The sequence below is a fragment of the Pseudomonas edaphica genome (assembly GCF_965277385.1).
In the GTDB taxonomy this organism is placed as follows: domain Bacteria; phylum Pseudomonadota; class Gammaproteobacteria; order Pseudomonadales; family Pseudomonadaceae; genus Aquipseudomonas; species Aquipseudomonas edaphica.
Genome location: NZ_OZ255725.1, coordinates 5304461 through 5329348, shown reverse-complemented (window position 1 = coordinate 5329348; position 24888 = coordinate 5304461). Strand labels below are relative to the sequence as shown.

The 24888-nt window shown below is 59.7% G+C and carries 23 protein-coding genes and 1 tRNA gene; 3 read left to right on the top strand and 21 right to left on the bottom strand.

The annotated features are described in order from the left end of the window. Positions 1-166: 166 nt before the first annotated feature. A tRNA-Asn gene (locus tag ACQY47_RS24300) sits at positions 167-242 on the bottom strand. An 86-nt stretch (positions 243-328) separates the two neighbouring features. Beyond that, a complete protein-coding gene (locus ACQY47_RS24295) occupies positions 329-1225 on the bottom strand; it encodes a LysR family transcriptional regulator (protein ID WP_428552560.1) in 897 nt (298 codons plus the stop codon). A 101-nt stretch (positions 1226-1326) separates the two neighbouring features. Between ACQY47_RS24295 and lldD the strand changes: the two genes are divergently transcribed. Both lldD and ACQY47_RS24285 read left to right on the top strand, forming a co-directional pair. Continuing rightward, positions 1327-2469 carry an FMN-dependent L-lactate dehydrogenase LldD gene (gene lldD / locus ACQY47_RS24290; protein WP_428552557.1) on the top strand — a complete coding sequence of 381 codons (1143 nt, stop codon included), beginning with the start codon at positions 1327-1329 and terminating at the stop codon, positions 2467-2469. A gap of 282 nt (positions 2470-2751) precedes the next feature. Beyond that, a complete protein-coding gene (locus ACQY47_RS24285; protein WP_017137791.1) occupies positions 2752-3678 on the top strand; it encodes a GGDEF domain-containing protein in 927 nt (308 codons plus the stop codon). Positions 3679-3699: 21 nt separating this feature from the next. Here ACQY47_RS24285 and ACQY47_RS24280 read toward each other — a convergent pair whose 3' ends face one another. From ACQY47_RS24280 to ACQY47_RS24250, 7 genes are all read right to left on the bottom strand, one after another. Beyond that, the gene (locus ACQY47_RS24280; RefSeq protein ID WP_017137792.1) at positions 3700-4506 is read right to left on the bottom strand and encodes a TenA family transcriptional regulator; all 807 of its coding nucleotides are present in this window, start codon (positions 4504-4506) and stop codon (positions 3700-3702) included. A 45-nt stretch (positions 4507-4551) separates the two neighbouring features. Then, positions 4552-7026 carry an EAL domain-containing protein gene (locus tag ACQY47_RS24275; RefSeq protein ID WP_017137793.1) on the bottom strand — a complete coding sequence of 825 codons (2475 nt, stop codon included), beginning with the start codon at positions 7024-7026 and terminating at the stop codon, positions 4552-4554. A 65-nt stretch (positions 7027-7091) separates the two neighbouring features. After that, positions 7092-8894, bottom strand: coding sequence for an ABC transporter ATP-binding protein (locus ACQY47_RS24270; protein WP_428552552.1), 1803 nt, complete (start codon positions 8892-8894; stop codon positions 7092-7094). Then, positions 8884-9489 carry a DsbA family protein gene (locus ACQY47_RS24265; protein WP_177034541.1) on the bottom strand — a complete coding sequence of 202 codons (606 nt, stop codon included), beginning with the start codon at positions 9487-9489 and terminating at the stop codon, positions 8884-8886. Before ACQY47_RS24265 ends, ACQY47_RS24270 begins: the two co-directional genes overlap by 11 nt. A 36-nt stretch (positions 9490-9525) precedes the next feature. Then, positions 9526-10467, bottom strand: coding sequence for a rhodanese-related sulfurtransferase (locus tag ACQY47_RS24260; protein WP_428552549.1), 942 nt, complete (start codon positions 10465-10467; stop codon positions 9526-9528). 275 nt (positions 10468-10742) lie between these two features. Beyond that, complete coding sequence (locus ACQY47_RS24255; protein WP_099548936.1) at positions 10743-11036, bottom strand: BolA family protein; 294 nt, start codon at positions 11034-11036, stop codon at positions 10743-10745. 6 nt (positions 11037-11042) lie between these two features. Then, the gene (locus ACQY47_RS24250; protein ID WP_017137798.1) at positions 11043-11561 is read right to left on the bottom strand and encodes a DUF2059 domain-containing protein; all 519 of its coding nucleotides are present in this window, start codon (positions 11559-11561) and stop codon (positions 11043-11045) included. A gap of 320 nt (positions 11562-11881) precedes the next feature. Between ACQY47_RS24250 and ACQY47_RS24245 the strand changes: the two genes are divergently transcribed. Further along, entirely contained in the window at positions 11882-13270 is a 1389-nt protein-coding gene (locus ACQY47_RS24245) for a class II fumarate hydratase (protein ID WP_017137799.1), read from the top strand. Between the two features lie 109 nt (positions 13271-13379). Here the strand turns inward: ACQY47_RS24245 and ACQY47_RS24240 are convergent, their stop codons facing one another. The 12 genes from ACQY47_RS24240 to ACQY47_RS24185 form a co-directional block, all read right to left on the bottom strand. Beyond that, positions 13380-14336: a DMT family transporter gene (locus tag ACQY47_RS24240; protein WP_017137800.1), complete on the bottom strand. Its 957-nt coding sequence runs from the start codon at positions 14334-14336 to the stop codon at positions 13380-13382. 81 nt (positions 14337-14417) lie between these two features. Then, positions 14418-15374 (bottom strand): fimbrial protein, encoded by a 957-nt coding sequence (locus ACQY47_RS24235; protein WP_428552544.1) that lies wholly within the window; start codon positions 15372-15374, stop codon positions 14418-14420. A gap of 116 nt (positions 15375-15490) precedes the next feature. After that, complete coding sequence (locus ACQY47_RS24230) at positions 15491-16462, bottom strand: fimbrial protein (protein WP_169984778.1); 972 nt, start codon at positions 16460-16462, stop codon at positions 15491-15493. An 80-nt stretch (positions 16463-16542) separates the two neighbouring features. After that, positions 16543-17079: a fimbrial protein gene (locus tag ACQY47_RS24225; RefSeq protein ID WP_428552541.1), complete on the bottom strand. Its 537-nt coding sequence runs from the start codon at positions 17077-17079 to the stop codon at positions 16543-16545. Positions 17080-17090: 11 nt separating this feature from the next. Then, the gene (locus ACQY47_RS24220) at positions 17091-17570 is read right to left on the bottom strand and encodes a fimbrial protein (protein ID WP_177034519.1); all 480 of its coding nucleotides are present in this window, start codon (positions 17568-17570) and stop codon (positions 17091-17093) included. A 13-nt stretch (positions 17571-17583) separates the two neighbouring features. After that, positions 17584-18078, bottom strand: a complete 495-nt coding sequence (locus tag ACQY47_RS24215; RefSeq protein ID WP_428552538.1) for a fimbrial protein — start codon at positions 18076-18078, stop codon at positions 17584-17586. Between the two features lie 10 nt (positions 18079-18088). After that, entirely contained in the window at positions 18089-18673 is a 585-nt protein-coding gene (locus ACQY47_RS24210; RefSeq protein ID WP_026013763.1) for a fimbrial protein, read from the bottom strand. 21 nt (positions 18674-18694) lie between these two features. Then, a complete protein-coding gene (locus tag ACQY47_RS24205; RefSeq protein ID WP_099548932.1) occupies positions 18695-19453 on the bottom strand; it encodes a fimbria/pilus periplasmic chaperone in 759 nt (252 codons plus the stop codon). Then, positions 19450-22053, bottom strand: a complete 2604-nt coding sequence (locus tag ACQY47_RS24200) for an outer membrane usher protein (RefSeq protein WP_428552534.1) — start codon at positions 22051-22053, stop codon at positions 19450-19452. The genes ACQY47_RS24205 and ACQY47_RS24200 overlap by 4 nt, the downstream gene beginning before the upstream one ends. Before the next feature lie 20 nt (positions 22054-22073). Next, a complete protein-coding gene (locus ACQY47_RS24195; RefSeq protein ID WP_428552531.1) occupies positions 22074-22634 on the bottom strand; it encodes a fimbrial protein in 561 nt (186 codons plus the stop codon). Positions 22635-22686: 52 nt separating this feature from the next. Next, positions 22687-23196, bottom strand: coding sequence for a fimbrial protein (locus ACQY47_RS24190; RefSeq protein ID WP_100219302.1), 510 nt, complete (start codon positions 23194-23196; stop codon positions 22687-22689). A 507-nt stretch (positions 23197-23703) separates the two neighbouring features. Next, entirely contained in the window at positions 23704-24888 is a 1185-nt protein-coding gene (locus tag ACQY47_RS24185; protein WP_428552528.1) for a thiolase family protein, read from the bottom strand.

Below are 24888 nucleotides of genomic sequence, written 5' to 3'. Positions count from 1 at the left end.
AGGATGGCACTTTGATGGCGTCAATAAAATGTACAAATTTGTTTCAAAAGTGAAACAAATCAGGTTCAGCTTGAAAGTTATGTTTTTTTAAAATCATGCACTTAACAAATATTTCAAAAAATCCAAGGCAAAAAAAAGCCTGCATCTCTGCAGGCTTTTCTCTATCTGGCTCCACGACCTGGACTCGAACCAGGGACCCAATGATTAACAGTCATTTGCTCTACCAACTGAGCTATCGCGGAATGCGCCGTATGTTACTGATTAAAAAGAAGAAGTCAAGCATTGAGGAGCATTTTGACGAATTCCTGCAAATTACGGCCGCAGCCCGCTACACCGGGCTGGCCATTTCCTTGGCCATTTCCTTGGCCAGATCCAGCCACGCACGCGCCGCCGGTGGCAGGTGTGCGCTGGCCCGCCAGGCCAGGGCGATATGCCAGTCGGTGTGGGGTTCGTCCAACGCAATCAAGGCGATACCCGCGTGTTGATGTTTGAGCGCGAGCATGCGCGGCAGAAACGCAACGCCCAGCCCGGCTGAGACCAGGTCAACGATAAAGTCGATTTGCCCGCTGCGCGCGGTCACTCGGGGCGTGACGCCTTTGCGCTCACACGCGGCGAGGATCTTGGCGTTCAGGGCGAAGCCGGCTTCGAACAAGATGAACGGTGAGTCGGCCAGGTCGGTGAAGTCGATGTGTTTGCGCTGGGCCAGTGGGTGGCTGATGGGCAATACCGCCATCAGCGGTTCATTGCGCACTGGCTGGTAGTCGAAGGCTTCGTCCACCGGCAACAGCAGTGCGGCAAGGTCGACCTCCCCGGCTTCCAGACATTCGCGCAGTTTTTTGCTGCCGTATTCGGTGAGTTCGATCTCGATCTCCGGGTAGCGGCTGCGGTATGCCGCGAACATAGCGGCAAACAGCACGCCGCAGCCCACCGGCGGCAGGCCGATGCGCAGCACGCCGCGCTTGAGGCCGCGCAGGTCGTTGATCTCGGCCACCAGGTCGTTGTGCTCGGCGAGCAACACTAAGGCGCGGCGGTAGGCTATTTCGCCGGCGGCCGTCAGCTCGTTACGGTGGCCCAGGCGATTGATCAGCGGCGTGCCGAGCTCGTCTTCGAGGGTCTTGACCGCCTTGCTCACGGTGGATTGAGTCAGGGCCACCACCTCCGCTGCCTGGGAGAAACCGCCCTGGCGCACCACTTCGACAAAGGCCCGCACGGTTCTCAGGTTCATCGGTATTCCTATAGCGACTGGGTATTAGTAATAAAAGTTGTTTTTATCATGCCAGCTTTTTGCTTATGGTGGTGCGACCCAGCTCTGTGGAGAACCCGTTCATGATCATCTCGTCCGCCGCCGACTACCGTGCAGCCGCCAAACGCAAGCTGCCGCGCTTTCTGTTCGATTACATCGACGGCGGCGCCTACGCCGAGCACACCCTGCGCGCCAACAGTTCGGACCTGGCCGAGATCAGCCTGCGCCAGCGCATCCTGCGCAATGTCGACAACCTGAGCCTCAAGACCACGCTGTTCGGCCAGGAGCTGGCCATGCCAGTGATTCTCAGCCCCGTGGGCCTGACCGGCATGTACGCGCGACGTGGTGAGGTGCAGGCGGCCAAGGCGGCGGCCAACAAGGGCATCCCGTTCTGCCTGTCGACGGTGTCGGTGTGCCCGATTGAAGAAGTGGCGTCGCAAAGCCCGCAGTCGATCTGGTTCCAGCTCTATGTGCTCAAGGACCGCGGCTTTATGCGCAATGCGCTGGAGCGCGCCCAGGCCGCAGGGGTGACCACGCTGGTGTTTACCGTCGATATGCCCACACCCGGCGCGCGTTACCGTGATGCGCATTCGGGCATGTCCGGACCGTATGCGGCGCAGCGCCGGATGCTGCAGGCGGTGTGCAAGCCGCAATGGGCCTTCGATGTGGGCCTGATGGGCCGCCCTCATGATCTGGGCAATATCTCCAAATACCTCGGCAAGCCCACCCACCTGGAAGACTACATCGGCTGGCTGGCGAATAATTTCGACCCATCGATCAGTTGGAAAGACCTGGAGTGGATCCGTGAGTTCTGGAAAGGCCCGATGATCATCAAGGGCATCCTTGACCCCCAGGACGCCAAGGACGCGGTGAGTTTCGGCGCCGACGGCATCGTGGTCTCCAACCACGGTGGGCGCCAGCTCGATGGTGTGTTGTCGACCGCCAAAGCCTTGCCGCCGATTGCCGAAGCCGTCGGCGATGACCTGACCGTGCTGGTGGACTCGGGCATTCGCTCCGGGCTCGACGTAGTACGCATGCTCGCCCTGGGCGCCAAGGGTTGCCTGCTGGGGCGTTCGACCGTGTATGCGCTGGCCGCCGCCGGCCAGTCCGGGGTGGAAAACCTGCTGGATATCTTTGCCAAGGAGATGCGCGTGGCCATGACCTTGACCGGCGTCACCTCGATTGACCAGATTGACCACTCCATCTTGGTTCAAACAGCCAAATAACTGACGTCACTGCACAACGACTGTGTTGAGTTTTTTAAAACAGTCGTTGATTTATAAGGCGTTTTTGTAAGTTAAACAAAGTGGCATGAATCTCGCTCTAACCCCTTTCAAGCAGGTTAAGCGATGACAAGACGTGTGGCAGGGCCCAGGGGTTATAACCCATGGCAAAGCGGTTTAAACTGTTTCCAATGTTTTACGGAACTGAAGGAACAGTAAGACGCTTGGCATTTGCCGCTCTCGTGCAGCCTGTAAGACAGTTAAGTGCTTAGAGGCCGTCAGCTTATGAAATCACCTACCCAGACCAACGCAATTGACTTCGACAGTGCCAAATTGCAACGCCTGGGGTTTGGTCAGCCGTCCCTGCTTCCACGTCGCCCCACCACACTTGCGCAACTTCGTCAGCAACTGAACCAGCAGTTGCAAACCAGCCTTGAGCCGGAGCGCATTCTCGCGCTGTTCTTTCGCGAAGTTCAGCGGCTGGTGCCGTTGGACGCGCTGCAATATCGCCATGAGGCCAGCGACTTGCGCCTTGAGTTTGGCCATCGCGGGCATCATTCGGTGAGCTACACCTTGAGCCATGAAGGCGAGCATCTGGGCGAGTTGATATTCCGGCGCAACCAGCGTTTGCTGGACGACGAGTTGGCGCAACTTGAGTCACTGCTGTCGACGTTGCTGTACCCGATGCGTAACGCCCTGCTCTACCGCGCCGCCACCCGCAGCGCCCTGCGTGACCCGCTGACCGAAACCGGCAACCGCATTGCGATGGACCAGACGCTGCAACGGGAAATCGACATGGCCCGGCGGCACCTGAGCCCGCTGTCTTTGTTGATGCTGGACATTGACCATTTCAAGAAAATCAACGACACCCACGGCCATGCAGCGGGCGACATCGTATTGCGCGCTGTCGCCGACTCGATCAAAAGCCAGTTGCGCAATGTGGACATGGTGTTTCGCTTTGGCGGGGAAGAGTTTCTGATCCTGCTGTCGAACACCGGCCGGGACGCGGCAGGTATGGTCGGCGAACGCCTGCGTCGGGCGGCAGAGGCTCAGGACTATTGGGCCGATGGCAAGCGAATTGAACTGACGGTGAGCCTGGGTTGCTCGACCCTGTTGGCCGCCGAGTCGGCAGAAAGCCTGTTGCGGCGGGCCGATAACGCCCTGTACGTGGCCAAGCGCGAAGGCCGCAACCGCTTGGCAATGGCGGGGTAAAACCCCGCCATCACGCTTACATCACGCCTCGCTGGCGGCGCGAACCTGACGTTCACGAACAACTGCTGGCGCCTTTGCTTTTTCGTTCTCCAACCGCATGCAACTTTCCAAAAACAGGTACATGTAGTCGTAGCTCTTGCACACCGCCTGACGCAGTTCTACCTGCAAGGCTTTGCTCGGGTTCATCCCGGCCAGGGTGCAGATGATTTCCAGGGCTTCCCAAGGATGGGCATCGTCGTATTGCGCGTGCATCTTCAACCACTTCATGGCGCGTTTACGGTCTTCTTCAGGGAAGGCGGCCGCATACACGCCGGTCGAACACACCACGGCAGACCACTCCCCAGTCGCCCCCTCAATCGCGTAGTTGGTCGCGGCAATCGCCACGATCAACGAATCGGCCGAGCTGGTGTGCCAGCACCAGTGACTCAGTGCGTGCAACTCCGGTGGTACGTTCTGCGCTTGCAACTCTTCCAGGCTTACACCGTGGGCGCGCGCCCAGTGCACCCAATAGTCGGCGTGGTTGAGTTCCACGCGAATATTGCGCATCAGCCACCGGCGCGCCATATCCTCCCCAGGATGACGGGCAAACTTGGTCTTGGTGAGGTTCTGTGCCATGTACAAGGCAAACTGTTCAACCACTGGCCAGCCACCGATCAGGTAGTGGCGCATGGTCTTGGCGCTGAGCGTGTTATCACGCATGCGCTGGTACAGTTCGTGTTCGACAACCCGGCGCTTGCTCTCGCTACAGTCCTGGATCAGTTGTTGCGCCCAGGCTGGGTAACTCGAGGCTTCCATAAGCGGGCCGGTTCGGTTGAAGGTGTCGATCACTGTAGGGCTCCTTTTCTAGTGTGATTGTACAGACCGTCGAATGCTTCAGCGGAATGTGCCGGGCGCCTTTAGCAACAGTGGCTGCGGCCGCACGGGTCGGCACTGCAGACTATCAAAGGTAAACAATTGCGGACGTTCGATCAGGTAGCCCTGAGCATAATCCACACCGATCTCAAGTAAAGCTTGCTCGATCAGCGGTGTTTCAACAAATTCGGCAATTGTGCGCTTACCCATGACGTGGCCGATGTGGTTGATCACTTCGACCATGGCACGGTTAATCGGGTCGTCCAGCATATCCTTTACGAAACTCCCGTCGATCTTCAGGAAGTCTACAGGTAAATGTTTAAGATAAGCGAACGAGGACATTCCGGCACAAAAGTCATCAAGTGAAAAATGGCAACCTAAGGCCTTGAGTTCATTAATAAAGCGGATTGCACTGCCCAAATTGGCAATAGCGCTGGTCTCTGTTATTTCAAAACAAATCATTTCCGGCGGAATGCTGTAAGCCTCGAATTTCTCACGTAAAAACCCGAGAAAATCATCATCGCCAATAGTTATGCCTGACAGATTAATCGCACACATAGCCATAGGACGGCCTGCACGCTCTTGCATACAACGGGCGATAATCTTAAAGACGTTTTCCACGACCCAACGATCCAGCGAAGTCATCAAACCGTAACGCTCGGCAGCCGGAATAAAACTGTCCGGCAAGATGATCCGACCCGCCTCGTCGTGCAGGCGCAGGAGTATCTCAATATGACCATTACCACCATCGGTATGGCCCAACGGCGAGATTTCCTGGGCGTAGAGGCAAAAACGATCTTCCTCCAGGGCCATGTGCAGGCGTTGTACCCAGGCCATTTCGCCAAAACGCATGGACAATTCCGAATCATCGGCATGGTAGACCTGCACCCTGTTACGACCCTTTTCCTTGGCCATATAACAGGCCATATCAGCGGCGCGCAGCGAAGTTTCCAGGGTGGTCGGCGATTGCGAGATATGCACCAGACCAATGCTCACGGTGGTCATGAACGGCCGGCCCTTCCACACAAAATGCAGGCTTTGCACGGTATGGCGCAGGCTTTCAGCGATCTTTTCCGCCACCGCTGCCGGGCAGTTCTCCAACAGGATGCCGAATTCATCGCCGCCCAGGCGCGCCAGAGTGTCGCCTTCGCGCAGGTCCGATTGCAGCAACGCACAGATATGCCGCAGCAGCTCATCGCCCGCCGCATGCCCGCAGGTGTCGTTGACCAGCTTGAACTGGTCGAGGTCGAGGAACATCAAGGCATGCCGCCCGCTTTGCTGGCGCGCTACCTGTTGCAGCACCTGCTCCAGCCGGAACTCGAATTCGCGGCGGTTGGCCAGGCCAGTCAAGGCATCGTGGGTCGCCTGCCACGACAGGTTGGCGATGTACTGGCGCTCCTGGGTCATGTCGTGCAACACCAGCACCGCGCCGCTGACCTTGCCGGCGTTGCGGATCGGGGCACCTACCAGGGTGACTGACACCGTGCTGCCGTCCACGCGCTGGATCAGCTTGGAATGCTCGCTGCCACCGCTGAGTTCACCCTTGATAATGTGTTCAATCAGGGCGAAGCCATCGGGCTCGGCGTTCTCATCAAGCAGGTTGAACAACGCCGCCAGCGGCAACCCTTGGGCCTGCGCGTTCTTCCAATGCGTCAGCGCCTCGGCCGCCGGGTTCATGTAGGCAATGGCGCCGTCGACATCCGTGGTGATCACGCCGTCGCCAATCGACTCCAGGGTGATCTGCGCCCGCTCCTTCTCGGCTTGCAACGCGGTGGCGAAGGCGTGGCGCTGGGTCAGCAGTTTGTGGGTACGCAGCAGTGCCAGCACGATCAACCCCAGGGCGGTGGCCAGGTTGGTGATCAGCAACAGGCGCAGGATCATCCGCGAACCTTCGCCCAAGGCATCGCTGAAGGCCTTGGCGGCTGGCGTCACGCCGTCGTTGATGGCGATGATGCGCGTCTTCCAGCCAGCAATGTCGCCAGGGCTGACCTGATCACTGCGGATCGCCCGGTGCATCGCTTGGGCCAGGTCATCCAGTTGCACCAGGTAACCATCGCCCACGGTCCACAGCTCGATGGCTTTTTCCAGGTAGCTGAAATGGCGAAAATTGAGGTACAGCCAGATCAGACTGGACACGTCATCAGGGTGGTTGCCGCCCTTGAGGATGCCCAGGCGCGCGGCCGCAAGGTCGGGCGTGGGACGGTCCAGCGCGACGCGCAGCTCATGGCCGCCCTGGGGCACGGCGATGGCTTGCCGGTATTTGAGGAACGTCGCTTCGTCGCGGTTATCGGCGTAAAGGCTCAGATAGTAGATGGCGTCTTTCTGGCCCTTGGACCACAAGCTCTCGCCTGCTACATAGCCGCGCACCGCTGACAGCATGTAGAGGCTGACGCAGCCCAGCAATGCCTGGAACAGCACGACGGCGATAAAGGGCCAGACAATGCCCAACAACCGAGGCTTGCTTAACGTCGCTGCGAGAGTACGCTTTTGCTTCATGAGATCCCTTGCACATGCACTGCTTGATACGCACGCGAGAATCCGCTCTCGATAGCTCAGCCAAATCAACGCACTTGTTGCAGATGCCCGTAGAGCTTGGCGTATAACCCTCCATCGGCAATCAACTGCTGATGGTCGCCATCTTCGGCGATATGCCCGCCATCAAACACCAGTACCCGGTCGGCCTGTTTCACCGCAGAAAGCCTGTGGGCGATGATCAGTGTAGTACGCCCACTGAGAAACCGCGCCAGCGCCTGGTGCAGGTTGTACTCGGTGGCTGCGTCCAGGGCCGAGGTGGCCTCGTCCAGTATTACCACTTTGGGCTCGGCCAGCACCATGCGTGCAATCGCCAGGCGTTGGCGTTGCCCACCGGAAAAGCGCACCCCCGAGCGCCCCACCACACTGTCCAGGCCCAAGGGCAGTGCCTTGACGGTAGCATCCAACTGGGCGATTTCCAGTGCCTGCCAACAGGCTTGGTCACTGCGGGCGCGGCCCATGGTCAAGTTGGCGCGCACGGTGTCGTTGAACAGCGCCGGGTGTTGCAGCACCACTGCGACGTTTTCGCGGATGGTCGCCAGGCCGATTTCCTGCTGGGTAGCACCGCCGAAACGGATACTGCCCGCTTGTGGGGTATAGAGCCCCAACAGCAGTTGCACCAGGGTACTTTTGCCGCCGCCGCTGGCGCCGACAATCGCGACCTTCTCGCCGGGTGCGATAGCCAGGTTCAACTGGTTGAGTACCAACTCTTCGCCATAGCCGAAGTTGAGGCCGCGCACCTCGATGCCGACGGTCTCACGCCCGGTGAACGGGTCTTCGCCGCCGGCATATTGCGGCTCGTCGGCCCGCGCCAGCAGCTCGTTGATCCGCGTCAGCGCACCACCCGCCGCGTAGTAGGCATATTGCAGGTTCAGCAGCTGCTCCACCGGGCCGATCATGAACCACAGGTAGCTGAACACTGCGAGCATCTGGCCGATGGACAGGTCGGAAAACAACACCGTGAGCATCGCCGCCGCGCGGAAGATGTCGATGCCGAACTGGAACAACAAGCCACTGGCGCGGCTGGAGGCATCGGTTTTCCATTGCGAATGGATCGCGTAGTCGCGCACTTCCTTGGCGCACTGACCCAGGCGCCCGAGGAAAAAGCCTTGGCGATTGCCGGCGCGCACTTCCTGGATGGCGTCGAGGGTTTCGGTCAGCGCCTGGGTGAAGCGCGAAGTGCTGTCGTTCTCGAGCTTCTTCAGGTGTTTGACGCGTTTGCCCAACTGCACCGTGGCGTAGATCACCAAGGGGTTGAACAGCAGGATCAACAGTGCCAGTTGCCAATGCATCCACACCAGAATCGCCGAGGTGCCGACCAGCGTGAGCATGGCCACCAGGAAGCGGCTGAGAGTCTCGCCGACAAACTTGTCCAGGGTGTCCAGGTCGGTGACCAGATGCGTGGTCACCGTGCCACTGCCCAGGCTTTCGTATTCGCCCAGGGAAATCCGCTTGAGCCGTTCGATCAGGCGCACGCGGATGCGGTACACAATGTCCTTGGCCAGCCGCGCAAACAGCCGCGCCTGCACCACGTTAAACACCAGCGCACCGCAGCGCAGGCATAAGGTCACCAACAGCATCAGGCCGATATAACCGGCTGCCTTCTGCCAACCCAGTGGCAACGCGGGGTTCATCACCTTGAGCGCAGCATCGCCGTGCCCCAGCAGCACTTCGTCCACCAGCAACGGCAACAGCAAAGGGATGGGCACGCTGCACAGGGTCGCCAGCACGGCAACGCCATTGGCGATCCACAGGGATTTCTTGTGACGCAGGGCCAGGCGGCGAACTTCCGCCCAAGTCAGTCGGTCGGTGCGTTTGGGCTCATCCTGCACAGGTGGCACGCTCCAGCCATCGGGCGAGCAAGGGCGACAGCTCGGACAACGGCTGATAACCGTTGGTCAGCAACGCCAGCTGGCCATTACGCTCGGCCAGCAGCGTCGGGAAACCGGCGATGCCCAGGTCCTGCACCCAGGTAAAGTCGGCGGCCGTTGCTGCATGTTGCTCGGCACGGTCGAATGCACCGGCAAACTCGATACGCGGAATGCCCGCCTGCTCGGCCAGTTCCACCAGCACGCTGGCGAGGGTCACATCGCGGCCTTCGACATAAAACGCACGCTGGATCAGCCCCAGCAGTGTCCAGGCGCAATCCGGCGCCAGGCTGCGCGCGGTGACGATGGCGCGGCACGCAGGCTCGGTGTCATAGACAAACCCGTCGGGCAACGCGCCTTCGCGCTTGAACGGCTGGCCGGTGGCGTCGGTGACGGCCTGCCAGTGCTCAAGGATATAGCGCCGCGTAGTCGGCTCGAGTGCCGCGCCGCTGCCGGTGCGCAAACCGCCCACCACCAGGTGCACATCCACGCCGGCCGCCTGGGCCTGCTCAACCAGCGCCTGCGCCACCGGGGCAAAGCCCCAGCACCAGGAACACATCGGGTCCATCACATAGAGCAGGCGCGCGGGCATGGGTCAGGCCTCGGAAGGGGTTTGCTTGTAGTTGAAGCCAATCGGGTGCGGCATGTTGCGGGCCTTGGCCAGTTCGATCTGCTTTTGTCGGTCGATGGCGCTGCGACGGGTCTTCTCCGGCAGCTTATCCCAGCAATGCGGGCAACTGATGCCAGCCACATAATGCTCGGACGCGCGGTCTTCTACGCTGACCGGTGTGCGACAGGCATGACATTGATCGTAGTCGCCTTCGCTCAGGTCGTGACGCACGGTCACGCGATTGTCGAACACAAAGCAGTCGCCCTGCCATTTGGTTTCTGCCTGCGGCACCTCTTCGAGGTACTTCAGGATCCCGCCTTTAAGGTGGTAAACCTCGTCGAAACCTTCGCTGAGCATGTAGCTGGAAGCCTTCTCGCAACGAATGCCGCCGGTGCAGAACATCGCGACTTTCTTGTGCCTGGCCGGGTCGAAGTTGGATTTGATATAGTCAGGAAATTCGCGAAAACTGGTGGTTTTCGGGTCGATTGCGCCTTCAAAGGTGCCGATCGACACTTCGTAGTCGTTGCGCGTGTCGATCAACAGCACTTCAGGGTCGCTGATCAGCGCATTCCAGTCCTGCGGGTCGACGTAGGTGCCGACCTTTTTGTTCGGGTCAACGCCTTCGACGCCCAGGGTCACGATCTCTTTCTTGAGCTTGACCTTGGTGCGGTAGAACGGCTGATCGTCGCAGTACGACTCTTTGTGGTCGATGTCGTCCATGCGTGGGTCGTTCTTGAGCCAGGCCATAAGACCATCAATGCCTTCACGGCTGCCGGAAACGGTGCCGTTGATGCCTTCTTCGGCGATCAGCAAGGTGCCTTTGATGCCGTTATCGACCATTGCCTGCAGCAGTGGCTCGCGCAGGGCGACGTAATCTTCGAGGGTGACGAACTTATACAGTGCCGCCACGACAATCGGTTGAGTCATGGGTGTTCTCTCCAGGTGGCTACCCTCGTAAGGGGTGAACCGGATGCAAAAAAAACGCGCCGGCTAAGCGGCGCGTTGCGGATTCTAACAAAATTGGCGACGTTTATGGGCCGCCTCTTTACTGTGGCGAGGGAGCTTGCTCCCGCTGGGCTGCGAAGCGGCCCCGATAAGGCGATTGTGACCTTTCACAAAGATCGCAGTGATGGGCATCAGGGCTGCTGCGCAGCCCAACGGGAGCAAGCTCCCTCGCCACATAACGCCAATGCGCCACAGTGTCAGTGCCCGCCGGCGCAGGTCGGCGAGGCCGGGGCTGCGTCGATTTTCGCCCATTCGTCAGGCGTGTAGGTATGCAGCGCCAACGCATGGAATTCGCTCATCAGGTCAGCCAGGGTGGCATAGACCTTCTGATGGCGCTTTACCCGGTTGAGCCCCTCGAACTGCTGGCTGACCAGCACGGCCTTGAAGTGGGTCTGCAACCCACGGCTGTGCATATGGCTTTCATCCAGCACGCTCAAGTATTCCGGGCTCAGGGCGACGAGTGCCGATTCGATACGCTGTTGCATGGTCATTCCTGTTTACTTCTTCTTGGCCGGGGCTGGGGCTTTTGGCGTCAGCTCGTTGGTCATGTCTTCGAGCAGCTTGTTCACCACAGGTACCGCGCTTTCCAGCTTGGCCTGGGTCATCTGGGCCGATTGCTGGGTCAGTTGCGGCATTTTTTCCAGGACTTTCTTGCCCAGCGGCGACTGGTAGAAGGCTACCAGGTCCTTGAGCTCGGATTCGCTGAAGTTGGTGGTGTAGAGCTTGACCATATCGGGCTTGAGCTTCGGCCAGCCGATGGCCTGGTCCAGCGCAGCATTGGCCTTGGCCTGGTAGCTGTCGAGTACGGACTGCTTGGCGGCAGGTGCCTTGGTCTGGGCGAAACGCTGGGCAAACATTTGCTGCACTTGCATGTACACCGGGGTACCCAGCTTGTCAGCGTGGGCCAGGGTCAGGAAGGCTTCGGCACTGGCGTTATGGCTGGCGGTATCGGCAAAAACCTGGCCGCTGGCGCAAACCAGAGCAACCGCGGTACAGATGGCACGAAGACGAGTCATCGAGTTTCCTTTCTAGCAGGCGAGGTAAGACCCCAAGGGCGACCATTCTGCGCCTAAAAAACCTTGCGGCTCAACCCCAGGCCTTGTTCAGCCTGGTTTTGCGGGGGCACGGGGCTGGGATCTGCCTTTCTATGCGAGCCGGCTTGTCGAATCGTCGCACCGCTGCGATGCAAGCACCGCGGTTTATCAGTGACAACCCGTTGACGCCATCGCAGGCAGCCTGAACCGCATGGGAATACCCTCGATGAAAAGTCTTTTATGGAACCCCACCAACGGATCACAGCCTAAACTGCGCAAACGAACCTGAAGGAGTGTGCCCGATGAGCCGTATCGAAACCGACAGCCTGGGAGACGTCCAAGTCCCGGATGACGCTTACTGGGGCGCCCAGACCCAACGCTCGCTGGTGAACTTCGCCATCGGCGAGCAACGCATGCCGCTGGCGGTGTTGCACGCGCTGGCCCTGATCAAGAAAGCCGCAGCACGGGTCAACGACCGCAACGGCGACTTGCCCGCCGACATCGCCCGCCTGATCGAACAGGCCGCCGATGAAGTGCTCGATGGCCAGCACGACGACCAGTTCCCGCTGGTGGTATGGCAGACCGGCAGCGGCACCCAAAGCAATATGAACGCCAATGAAGTGATCGCCGGCCGCGCCAACGAGCTGTCGGGCAAGGCCCGTGGCGGCAAAAGCCCGGTGCATCCCAATGACCATGTGAACCGCTCGCAAAGCTCCAACGACTGCTTTCCCACGGCCATGAGCATTGCGGCGGTGCAGGCGGTTCATCAACGCCTGTTCCCGGCGATCGCCACGCTTTCTGGCGGTTTGGCCGAGCTGGCTGCACGCCATATGAAACTGGTGAAAACCGGCCGCACCCATATGATGGATGCCACGCCGATCACCTTCGGCCAGGAAGTCTCGGCCTTTATCGCCCAACTCGACTACGCCGAGCGCGCCATCCGTAGCGCCCTGCCCGCTGTGTGCGAGCTGGCCCAGGGCGGCACCGCCGTGGGGACCGGGCTCAATTCGCCGCATGGCTTTGGTGAGGCGATCGCCTCCGAGCTGGCGGCCTTGTCCGGCTTGCCGTTCGTTACCGCCCCCAACAAGTTCGCCGCCCTCTCCGGCCACGAACCGCTGGTCACCCTGCACGGCGCACTGAAGACCCTGGCGGTGGCGCTGATGAAGCTCGCCAACGACCTGCGCCTGCTGGGTTCCGGCCCACGCGCAGGCCTGGCCGAGGTCAAGCTGCCGGCCAATGAGCCGGGCAGCTCGATCATGCCCGGCAAGGTCAACCCCACCCAGTGCGAAGCGCTGTCGATGCTGGCCTGCCAGGTGCTGGGCAATGACGTGACCATCGGCATCGCCGCCAGTCAAGGGCACTTGCAGTTGAACGTGTACAAGCCGGTGATCATCCACAACCTGCTCGAATCGATCCGCCTGCTGGCCGACGGCTGCAACAACTTCCAGGAGCACTGCATCGCAGGCCTTGAGCCGGATGCCGAGCAAATGGCCGAGCACCTGGAGCGCGGCTTGATGCTGGTCACGGCGCTCAACCCGCATATCGGCTACGACAAGTCGGCGCAGATTGCCAAGAAGGCGTACGCCGAAGGCTTGACGCTACGCCAGGCGGCGCTGGACCTGGGTTATCTGACTGATGAAGAGTTCGATCAGTGGGTGCGCCCGGAGAACATGCTGGAAGCCGGCCACTGAGAGAACTGGCGACTCGGTGAGTCAGTTAAAGCTGGCTGGGGCTGCTGCGCAGCCCAACGCAGGGCAAGCCTGCTCGCCACAGTGAGAGTGTTCGTCCTTAAGTAAGGTATTAAGACGCCATACGCACCCGCCGGGCCTTGAGCCCGGCGAGCAGCGACGGCGCCAGTGCTACCGTCGCTGAACCCAGCATCACCACCAATGCCCCTATATAGCCCACGGCATTGATCTCTTCTGCCTGCACATAGTCCGGCCACAGCCACGCCGCCACCGCCACCGCCACAAAGGTCACCAACGGCGTAAGCGCCAGGGTCGCACTGACGCGTGAGGCCTCCCAATGCGCCAGTGCTTCGGCAAACGCACCATAGGCCACCAGCGTGTTCATGCAGCACGCAAGCAGCAACCAGCCTTGCAGCGGACTCAATTGCAACGCCTCCAGCGGATGTGCCCATGGCGTGAGCAACAGGGCGCACGACAAGTAGATCACCATCATCACCTGCAGCGAATTCCACACCGTCAGCAATTGCTTCTGGCCCAGGGCGTAGAACACCCAGATGGTGGTAGCCAGCAGGATCGTCAACACGCCCGCCGTGTAGGTGCCCATGGAGGTCAGCAGCTCAGCCAGGCGCTGGTTGAAGAACAGACCAAAGCCCAGGATCAGCACCGCCAGCCCCATGCCCTGCCCCAGGCTGAAACGCTCCTTGAACACGAACACACTGGCGATCATCAAAAAAATCGGCCCCATCTGCACCACCAATTGCGCGGTGCCGGGGCTGAGCATTTTCAGGCCCACCAGGTACAACACGTAGTTGCCCACCAAACCACACACGGCCATCGCCACCAGCCAGCCGCCCCTGGGACCAAGCACCTTGCGACTGGGCAAGCGTTTGCTCAGCGCCAGGTAGATAAACAGGCAACTGCCGGCCACCACCAGGCGAAACCAGGTGACGGTGATCGGGTCCATCACCTGCAACACTTGCTTGAGTTTGATCGGCAGAATGCCCCAGAGAAACGCAGTCAGCAGGGTCAGGCCAAAACCATAGACCCAGCGACCGGAAGAGATGTGCATGAGCGCCCCAAAATGCCAGAGGTGGAGGAGCTGGCATTCTAGGGCGAGGCGTTGTGCTTTGGGTATCGATGATTTGGGGGGTCAGGGCACCCCCATCACCAACACACCACTGCCGCTGATGGCCCCGGCCGCCGGGAAGGAGCCATTGCGCCGTACCAGCGAAAACGTCACATCGTCGCCGCCCACGCTGTTGGTGATACGGGTGAGGAATGAACCATTTACCGGTACCGCAGTGCCGGCATGCACCATGGCCGTGCCCACATCCGGGTTACTCATCATCAGCAGGCGCGTGTCGAACCCTGTTCGGGTGCCTTTGTAGGTAATGGTGATCGGCGTGTTAATGCCGCCGTCCGGGCATGAGTAAGTGAGCCTGCGGTTGCTGACGATCGATGATGTCAACGGGTCGGTGCCGATTGCGCGCTGATGCACAGTGCCAAAGTTGATCTCGATCGGGTTGTTATTGTTGATCGTGCAGGTGGAGGGGGAGACGGTAAAGTTATTAGCCGCGGTGTAGGTGACGGTGAGCTGTGGCCGGGTGCCGTCGTAGTTGTTCGAACTGGTAAGGCGCAACAGACCCAGGTTGTCACCGATGCGAACATCGAACGGATTGGAGGGGTAGTTACGCAGCAAAATATAGGGCGTGACATCGATCGGGTAAAAGACTCCGTTGTTGGGGATGTTCGCAATCCCGATGCCGGACGGCACCGGCGTGTTTCGAAAAGCGCCGTTGATGCGTAAACCGGTGCCTTCGCCGGCAAATTTTGGTCCGGGAGTCCAGGCCGTACCTGCGGCGCTTCCACTGACCCAAAAGTCCGTATGCCAAGCGGGGCCTCCGCTATAGGTAAACCGACACTCCAGCCTTGCACCTTCGAGCATGAGCCTCGTGCGATCTGCAGCCAGGGTGACCGTCACCGGCACCTGCAGGTTGGGGTTGCCATTCTGCCAAGCCCCGCCGTTAACACGGCAATCGACGGCGTGCGCGGTTGTGGCAAAACCCGCCAGGGCGAGAAGCGCCAGCGCGCCATAAAGTGATTTCATTTTGACTTCTCGTGATTTTTCTACCCAGGCGCCGTCCGAGGAATATTCAGCCCCCTGTTCGCGCCGCCCGTTAGAGTGTTGGGGTTAGTAGGGTTGGCTGCCGGCGAGCTTGGGCCTTATGGCACACCCATTACGAGCACACCACTGCCGCTTATGGCGCCTGCGGTCGGCAAGGAGCCATTACGCCGCACCAGCGAAAAGGTCACATCGTCTGCGCCCACACTGTTGGTGATACGGGTCAGGAACGAGCCGTTCACCGGCACCGCAGTACCGGCATGCACCATGGCCGTGCCCACGTCCGGGTTACTCATCATCAACAGCCGTGCATCGAAGGCCGAGCGGGTGCCTTTGTAGGTGATGGTGATGGGCGTGGTAATGCCGCCGTCCGGGCATGAGTAAGTGAGCCTGCGGTTGCTGACGACGGAAGATGTCAACGGGTCGGTGCCGATTGCCCGCTGATGGACGGTACCGAAGTTGATCTCGATCGGATTGTTATTGTTGATAGTGCAGGTGGATGGGGAGATGGAGAAGTTGTTGGCGGCCGTGTACGTGAGCGCGAGCGTTGAGCTGCCGGAGTTATAGTTATTTGTCTGGTCCAGGTTTAACCTTCCGAGGACGTCTCCTAATCGAACGTCGATAGGATTGGTCGGATTGTTACGCACCAAAATATAAGGTGTGACATCGACCGGCACGCCGATGCCGTTGTTAGGCATGGTCGTCGTTCGGATACCATTCGGGACCGGGGTATTTTGATAGCTGCCGTTGATGCGTAAGCCGGTGCCTTGGCTGGTGAACTTCGGGCCTGGCACCCAGGCCGGCCCCACTCTTGCGGACGTAGCCCAGTAGTCCGTATACCAAGGCTGGCTACCGCCAAAACCCGAGAACCGGCACTCTAACCTTGCCCCTTCGAGCATGATACGAGTTCTGTCTGCGCTCAGTTGAACTGTGACGGGAACTTGCAGGTTTAAAGTCCCACCCGCACCTACAAATATCCAAGCCCCGCCGTTCACACGACAATCAGTTGCACTCGCAGCCGTAGTCATTCCCATCAGTACAAGAAGCACAATGGCTCCATAGCGCTGTTTCATTTTTTAATCTCTCGCGGCTTTTATCTACCCGAATGTCGCCCGCCGGGCACTCGGCTCACGTCGTGAAGAGGACGTAGCCGCTACGGATAGTCCAACGTAAAAGTAGAGGTCACCGTGTACGCACCGTGCCCAATGGTTTGATCTCTTATCGCCGTCGGCTCGCCCTGCACATAGGCCTTGAGTTCGATCAAATTGCTACCATCGCTCAGCACCTGCTCATCGCTGACGGCATTCAAGGGCAACGGCTTGTCGCTCAGCGTCTCAATACCAACGCCAATCCCCGAGGCACCACTGCCACCGTCCAGCGCGAGCAAACCTGGAAGTTCGCCATTTTCGGCACCGCCGAAGGTGATGGTCACGGTGTTGCCAATGGTGGTGTCACACTCTTCCAAGTGCAGTTGGAACCGCTTGCCCACGGTTCGCGTGTTGATATAAAGGTGCTTGCTGGTGACGTCCCAGAGCTCCAGCGTGATGGCCTCATCGCCAGGGCGGATGGTGCAGGCCTCTTCCACCAGGTTGCCCTTGAACATCAGGTTGTCCGCGCCGTGCCCCAGGGGGATCAGGCCGACGGTGAGCAATAACGCCAACCCGCCTTTTTGCACAATTTGGTCTCGCATCGACTCAACTCCTACTGGTATTCGGCCAACAACGTGGCCACCGCCGTAAACCGCGCGGGCGTCAAAATGGTGCCTGGCTGCTGCACGGGCACCACCTCCAATGTCGGCGGTGACGACAGGGTGATGTCCAGTGGCGTATTAAGTGGAAGTGGCAGGTTATTCTGGAAAATCCGAATGCCCAGTGCCGGCACACTGGTCTGTACCGCGGCACCGTCAAATGAGGTGGCTGTACCGTTGACGCTCAATTTGAGCTCCCACGGCAGCGTGTCGGTGCCACAGTTGATGGCATAACCGACACCCCGGCGGTATTTCACACCATCGACGCGTTTTACCCCCACATCGCCAAAATCCACCTCAATGGTGTTGCCGCTGTCGATCGTGCAGGGCGGCGGTTCATTCAGCGTGCCGCTGAACGTCAGGTTGGCCGACGCACCACTGCAAAGGCCGATGGAACACAAGGTAAGCAACACGCGTTGCTGCCAAAATGTCATTGAGCATTCCTCGTCATTGGTAATCGACCACCAGGGTTGCCACAGCATCAAATGCCCCGCCGCTCAGCGTGCTGCCCACGCGTTTGACGGGCACCGCCTGTACCGCCGGGAAGTTGGGATAGGTAAAATTCACGGCCGTATTCAACGGCCAGTCAGCGCCATTCACGAACAGCTTGACCCCAAGGTCGGCCTTGCGAGTCGACAGCACGCGGCTGTCAAACCCGGCGCCAGTGCCTTTGAGTTCCAGGGTCAGGGCGTTGCTGAACGGCGAATCACAGGTGACGGTATAGGGCACGTCACGACGGTAATTAACCCCGTCTACCCGTGACGTCTGCAGGTCATTGCCGAACGGCACATCCAGGGTTGCGCCACTGTTAATCACGCAAGGCGGCGGCGCGATGATGACCGCGCGGATGGTCAGGCTGGTGTCGGCCTGCACGCATTGGCTGACAGGCCACAGTAAACCGCCACCGATAAGAATGGCCCACGGGCCGATTGAGTTAGCCATCGCTCTGCCCTTACTCATAGTTGAGCCTGAATTCCACCACGGCCCTGAAAGCCCCACTGCTCAACGGCGCCGAGGTGCGCGTAGGCCGAACATTCCAGGTCTGGGTATTGCGGCCCACGGGCAGAATCAACGGTTCGCCCTTTGAGCCCAGCTGTACATCCCGGCCAAGGGGATCGGTCAATTGCAGGCCCATCCCGGTGATGCCCTGGACTTTGACCAACCGTGGATCATCGGCGTCGGCCGGCGCGACAAACGCCACCGACAACACAGGTTGGTAAGCACTCCATGTCAGGTTGCCCGTGCGTTCGTTGCGCACGCGACCGGCGGTGCGCATACAGTCGGTAAAACGCAGTTGAAAAGCCTTGGCGGGCGCCTGATCACCAGGCCGTTGCAAATGGCTGGTCGACACCGCGTCCAGGTCCACCGTCTGGTGCAATGAGGTCATATCCAGACTGCAAGGCGACTCATTCATGGCCCCGAGGACATTCAACATTCCACTCATCCCTTCGATATCTTCGTCATCGTCGGCGGCGTGCGCGCCCATCGCCAAGACCCATAACAGGCAGCCCAAGACCTTCACACTTTGCGACTTCATGATGTTCTCCAGCAGCATTACTCATTTCGGCGCTGAGGCCTGCGCGTTGACCTGGCACGTATTGCCATTGCAGGTGAACGCCAGGAGTGGACGGCCGCCGTAATCATTCACATAGGCCAGATAAGGTGACGTACCCAGTGCCTTGGCACTGGGGCCCAGGGTCAGCGCGTCCTTGGGGGGAACCATCACCGGCGCAAAGCCCGGCACGGTTTTGCCGTCTTTGCTGGCACGTGCATCCACCAGGGTCACGTAGTACGGCGTCGGGTTATGGACCCGGTAGTGGTCGCCTTCGCGGGTCAGGGTCAGTTTCTGCTGCCAGGGGTTGGACAGGTCTTGCTGGCTCGGCGCAATCGCATCCGGGCGGTAGAACAACTTGATGCGGGTTTGCAGGGCAATTTGCAGGGTGTTGGATTTATCACTGCGCGGCGGGATTTCGCGCAAATTGAAGTAATAGACCGTCTCGCGGTCCTGCGGCAATGACTTGGCGGCCGGCAGCGCCTGGACTTTCACCTGGCTTTGTTTGCCGGGTTCCAGGCGCTGGACCGGCGGCAGCACGATCAAGGGTGAGTTGATTTTTTTACCGGTTTCATCCTCGATCCAACCCTGGGCCAGGTACGGCAGCTGAGTATTGTTGTTGGTGATGTTCACGCTGGTGGCATCTTTGCCGCCATCGAAAATCACCCGGGTACGATCCAGGCCAACCGCGGCGCTGGCGCCCTGGCTCAAGCCTAGGGCCAGCAGCGCGAACGCTGGGAAGGTGAGGCGCATATCAAGCTTCATGAGGCTGTGTTCTCCGTGTCGGTAAGCTCCCCGGTCAGCGTGGCTGGCTCGGGCAGGGATGGGGCAGCGGCAACTCTCTGGCAGCGCAGCTGCAGGGCGTGCGTCAAGCCATCGACGGGCAGAACGGTGGGGAGCGTGAGGATGCATTGCTCGTTGCCGCCCCAACTGACGACCATCTGCTCGCCGGCCTGCAGGCCGCTGAGGTAGACATTGCCGCCGTCATTCACAATGCCGGTGTCCTGTTGCTTGAGGTTCTTCACCGTGGCGCCAAAGGGCGGCGAACTGCCATCCGGCAGGCGCAGAATCGCCATGGCTTTTTCACCGGCAATCACGCTCAGCGAGCGATAACCAATCGCCCCTTCGGTGAGCGTCAACTGCGTGACCGATTGAGTGGCTTCGACCGTGCTCGGCAAGCGCTCCAGGTCCACGCTGGCTGCCGTACGCTGGTAGCTGCTGATTTCGGAAATCACCGCTTTGCCGAAGGCATTGCTGCGGGTCGGCGAGCCGTAACCGCGCACCGGCACGTCGGGTACACCGCCGGTGTCGAGCATCAGGCGCGTGCCGCCGGTACTGGTGGTACGGTGCAAGGCCGCGCCATATTGGGTGACCGTGCCACCGCCACGCGCCGACACACCCAGGCTGCTGTAGCCGCCCTCTTGCGTGCTGGCGCTGACGTCGATATCGGCCTGGTCGCCCATATGGCTCAAGTAACCACTGCCGGACGAATCGCTGGCACTGAGCTGATAGCTGTTGCGCTCATCGAGACGATCGCTGTAGCGCGTCGTAAAGTTGTGCTTGCCGGCGGCCCGGTTGGCGTCCATCGACAGTGTGCCGGTGCGCCCCAGCGGCAGGCTGACCGTGACGGCCATGCCGTTGTCTTTGTAGTTGTATTCCTGGGTGCGGTACATGTTCAGGGACAGGCTCATGTTCTTGACCGTGCCCACGTTGAAGTAGCGCGACAGCGACAGGTTCCAGCGCTGGGTGTCGGGCCTATCCCAGTAGGTTTGCTTGTTGTAGCTGGCGTAGACGGTGGCGCCCAGGTCACGAAACTGCTTGTTGACCGTGACCGTGTACAGCGCCTTGCTGCCACCAATCGGCTTCCAGCCCTCATTCGGGTCACGGTAATCACCACGCCCGCCGAGTTCACCGTTCAGCCCGTAATACCGGGCATCCAGGTATTCACTCATGCTCAAGAAGTTTTTCTCGGAGAACCGGTAACCGGCGAAGGTCACCTGGCTGTCGTACTGCTCAAAGTTCTTGGAGTATTGAAGGCGGTAGGATTTGCCCGACAGCGTCTCGTTCCACACCTCGGCGTGAGACTGCGTCACATCCAGCGAGACCGCGCCGAACGCCAGCAAGTCGCGCCCCGCCCCCACGGACAACGCCCGATAGTTGTTATCGGTCATGCCGCCGCCAAATAACGACCAGCCATTGCTGATGCCCCAGGAAAACTCCCCGGTGCCGAAAAAGTCGCCGTCACCGCCATGCTGAAGGTTGGACGGGCGCCCGGATGCCAGCTTGTAACGCACTTGCCCCGGGCGGGTAAGGTAAGGAACCCCGGCCGTATCCATCTGGAAGCTGTGGACCGAGCCGTCCTGTTCTTCCACCCGCACATCGAGCTTGCCCGTCACTGCATCCTGCAGGTCTTGAATACGAAAGGGCCCCGCCGCTACCAGGGTTTCGTAAAGCACGCGGCCCTGTTGGCTGATGATGACTTTGGCATTGGTCTTGGCCACCCCGACCACTTCCGGCGCATACCCACGCAGGTTGGGCGGTAACTGGCTTTCATCCGAGTTGAGCGCGGCACCGGTAAAGCGGAAGCTGTCGAACAGGTCCGAATACAGGTAGTTCTCGCCCACCACCAAACGTGCCTTCAGCGCAGGAATGGCGCGGTACGCGTAGTAGCGACTCCACTCCAGCTTTTGCGGCCCGGCCGCTTCCTGCCGGCCACGCTCGACGCGCCCCTGCCAATCGGCCCGCAACCGCCAGGCGCCGGCATTGGCGCCAACAGTGCCGTTGCCACTGAGGTTATTGCGGTTACCATCGCCGCGCTGGTAGTTGGACTGCGCCGTCAGACTGTAGTCAACCAACAACCCCGGCCCCCCTTCGTCCCACCGCGAGGGCGGGTCCCAGTTGATGGCACTGTATTCGAGGTAGGCCTGGGGCAGATTGATGCTCAGCGTGGACGTGGCCAGGTCGCCACTGACCTCGGTGCCCGGCAAGCTTTGAACATCAAGGCATTCGCCGCCCTTCCACCAGGCAAGTTTGTCGGCATCCGCCGCTTTTAGACCCAACTGTTCCACCAGGCTGCGAGATAAACACGCCTGACTGCCTTTGGGATCATTATCGGGGTGATAGAACGCCACCGATTGTTCGGCAATTGGCTGGCCGTTGATGTGCACGACCATCGAGTACGTGCCGGGCAAAATAAACCCGCTGCGCGCAAATTGAGACAAGTCAATGTTGGTGCGATCAATCAAGTCAAGAACGTCGGTATTAAACTCGATATCGCCGGCACCCAATGCAGTTCCCGCCAGAGACATCAGCCCGCCAAACAGACTCGGGCGCAGCGTGTTTTTGATCTTCGCTGTATTCAACATGAAAGCCTGTCCATCAATGTTCAAAAGTATTCCAACTTGAACCGCACTGCGGCACTGTGGGCGCCCACTACCAGTGGCAGTCCATTGCCAACCAGATAAAACCTGTAGTTAAGTGTCATATCGCCCTCCGACAGTGGCGTAGGCGACATTCGCTGCCCGGGAATACTCTCTTCGCCGGCCGCGTCCACAATGTGCAGGGCAACCCCCTGGGAGCCACCGAACACAGCAAAGGAAAGCCCAGCCCGGTCGGTCGGCCCATCAAACGTCACCCGCATGTGCTCCCAGTCAGGCAGGGTTGCCCCTGGGCGCGACGGGTCCGGACGTGTCAGTGAGCAGTTGACCAAACGCAACTGAAACGGGTGATCTTCTCCCCGCGTGTTGCGCAACAGCCGGCCAACTGGCTCCGACGGCATCTCGATGGTTTGATCGATACTGCTCAGCTCCAGCCCGCAGGCTGAGTCCACGACTTCTCCGCCCAACAGGACGACGCCTTCACCCTGGGAAGAGTCCTGGGCCAGAGCGTAAGGGCAGATCAACGTCGTCAATGAAGAGGCGATAGCCAAACGTAGGAATGTTTTCACCTGGTTCTCCCGTCAGCGTCCCCCCGCCACACGTGGCGGCGGGGGGAAAAACTTACTGATAAGCCAAGGTAAAGTTGGTCACTGCGCTGAAATCGCCAGGAATGATCGGGTCCGTGGCGGCACCTTGCACATAAGCGCCGAACTCCAGGGTGTTGTTGCCGGTAGAGATGGCTTGCGGAGTGGTAGGAACACCCAGCTCAACAGGTGCGCCACCGTGAGTCATCATGATGCCCACACCGCCAGCGCCGCCGACCGTACCGATCGCACCTGGAACCACGCTCGACGGTGCGCCGGTGAAGGTCGTGGTCACGGTGTTATCGGTCAGGCCGGACAGGTCGCAGCCTTCCAGTTCAATCAGCACACGGCGAGCTTCAGACTTGCCGCCCGACTCCAGTTGGTGTTTGGCAATTGCACCCAGGCGAACGGTCTGATCCACAGAGTCAGGCTTGATAGAGCAAGCACCCGAGTGCACCGACCCCAGAAACGTGACGGTCCCATCCGCTGCCTGCGCAACAGAGATCGAGCCGGCCAACAGACCGATAGACAACAGCGCAGCTTTCATTTTGGTATTCATCTACAGATTCCCACTTATTAACAAGTGTCATTAAAGAAGCCCGGCCACAGGTCGGTGCAGGGCTGATTAAACGAGCGGTTATAACCCGTGCTGTTAAGCCGACGATTCCTGAGTTGCTTTTCCAACTAGTTGTATTGCAATCCAGGAATCAGCTCAACGCCAGGCAATTCTCCACTTCACACTTGAGCAAGTAAGCCGTCTGTTTCCGCAAACCAAGTAGCCGCAATACGCCAAAGCGCGCAGGAAAAACATGGCTATTTGCCAAAACTTTAAAACTGGCTGAAGGAAAAGGACTACACGCAGATTAATGAGAACAATTCAAACCAGACTGTCTCTGTAAGATGGGGATTACGCGCATTAAAAAATAACCGTGTTTACGGCCTTGGAGCAACTAATCAAACAAGCAAAGAAGTACCTGATTATTACCAAACAGCGAATGCACAAAGGGGGAGCACGCTCCCCCTTTTGTATGGATAGGTGCGAGCTGTCGATTGACTAACGCACCGCCTCAAACAATCCGGTAGCACCCATGCCACCGCCCACGCACATGGTGACGATGCCGTAGCGCAGGTTACGTCGCTGCAACTCACGCACCAGGTGCCCGACCTGCCGCGACCCGGTCATGCCGAACGGGTGGCCAATGGAGATCGAGCCACCGTTGACGTTGTATTTGCCATTGTCGATTTCCAGGCGATTGCGGGCATAGAGGCACTGCGAGGCAAACGCTTCGTTAAGCTCCCACAGGTCGATATCCGCCACCTGCAACCCCTTGGCCTTGAGCAACTTGGGCACCGAGAACACCGGGCCGATGCCCATCTCGTCCGGCTCGCAACCGGCTACGGTAAAGCCACGGAAAAACGCCTTGGGCTTGAGTCCCAATTGCAGGGCTTTTTCCAGGCTCATCACCAAGGTCATCGAAGCGCCATCGGACAACTGCGAAGAGTTGCCCGCCGTCACCGAACCGTCTTCGGCAAACACCGGCTTGAGGCCATTGAGGCTGGCCAGCGTGGTGTCCGGGCGGTTGCAGTCGTCACAGTCGACCACGCCATCGAGCACCTGCACCTCACCGGTGTTTTTGTCTTCGACCTTGTACTTGACGGCCATCGGCACGATTTCATCGTTGAACAAGCCGTCGGCCTGGGCCTGGGCGGTACGCTGCTGGCTTTGCAGGGCGTACAGGTCCTGTTCTTCGCGGCTGACGTTATAGCGGCGCGCGACGATCTCGGCAGTCTGGCCCATGGGGAAGTAGATGCCCGGCACCTGCTCTTTGAGCAGCGGGTTGATCAGGTTATCGGTGTTGACACTTTTCATGGTCAGGCTGATGGACTCGACACCACCGGCAACGATGATATCGCTGCAACCCGAGGCAATCTGGTTGGCCGCAATCGCAATCGCCTGCAAGCCCGAGGAACAGAACCGGTTGAGGGTCATGCCCGCCGTCCCGGTGCCCAGTTGTGAGAGCACCGCCACGTTGCGCCCGATGTTGTAGCCCTGGGCACCTTCGTTGGAGCCGGCGCCGACGATGCAATCCTCGACCGTCGCCGGGTCGACGCCATTACGCGCCAGCAGCGCGTTGACGCAATGGGCCGCCATGTCATCCGGGCGCGTCTGGTTGAACTTGCCACGAAAGGACTTGGCCAGGCCGGTTCGCACGCTGTCGACGATCACTACTTCACGCAT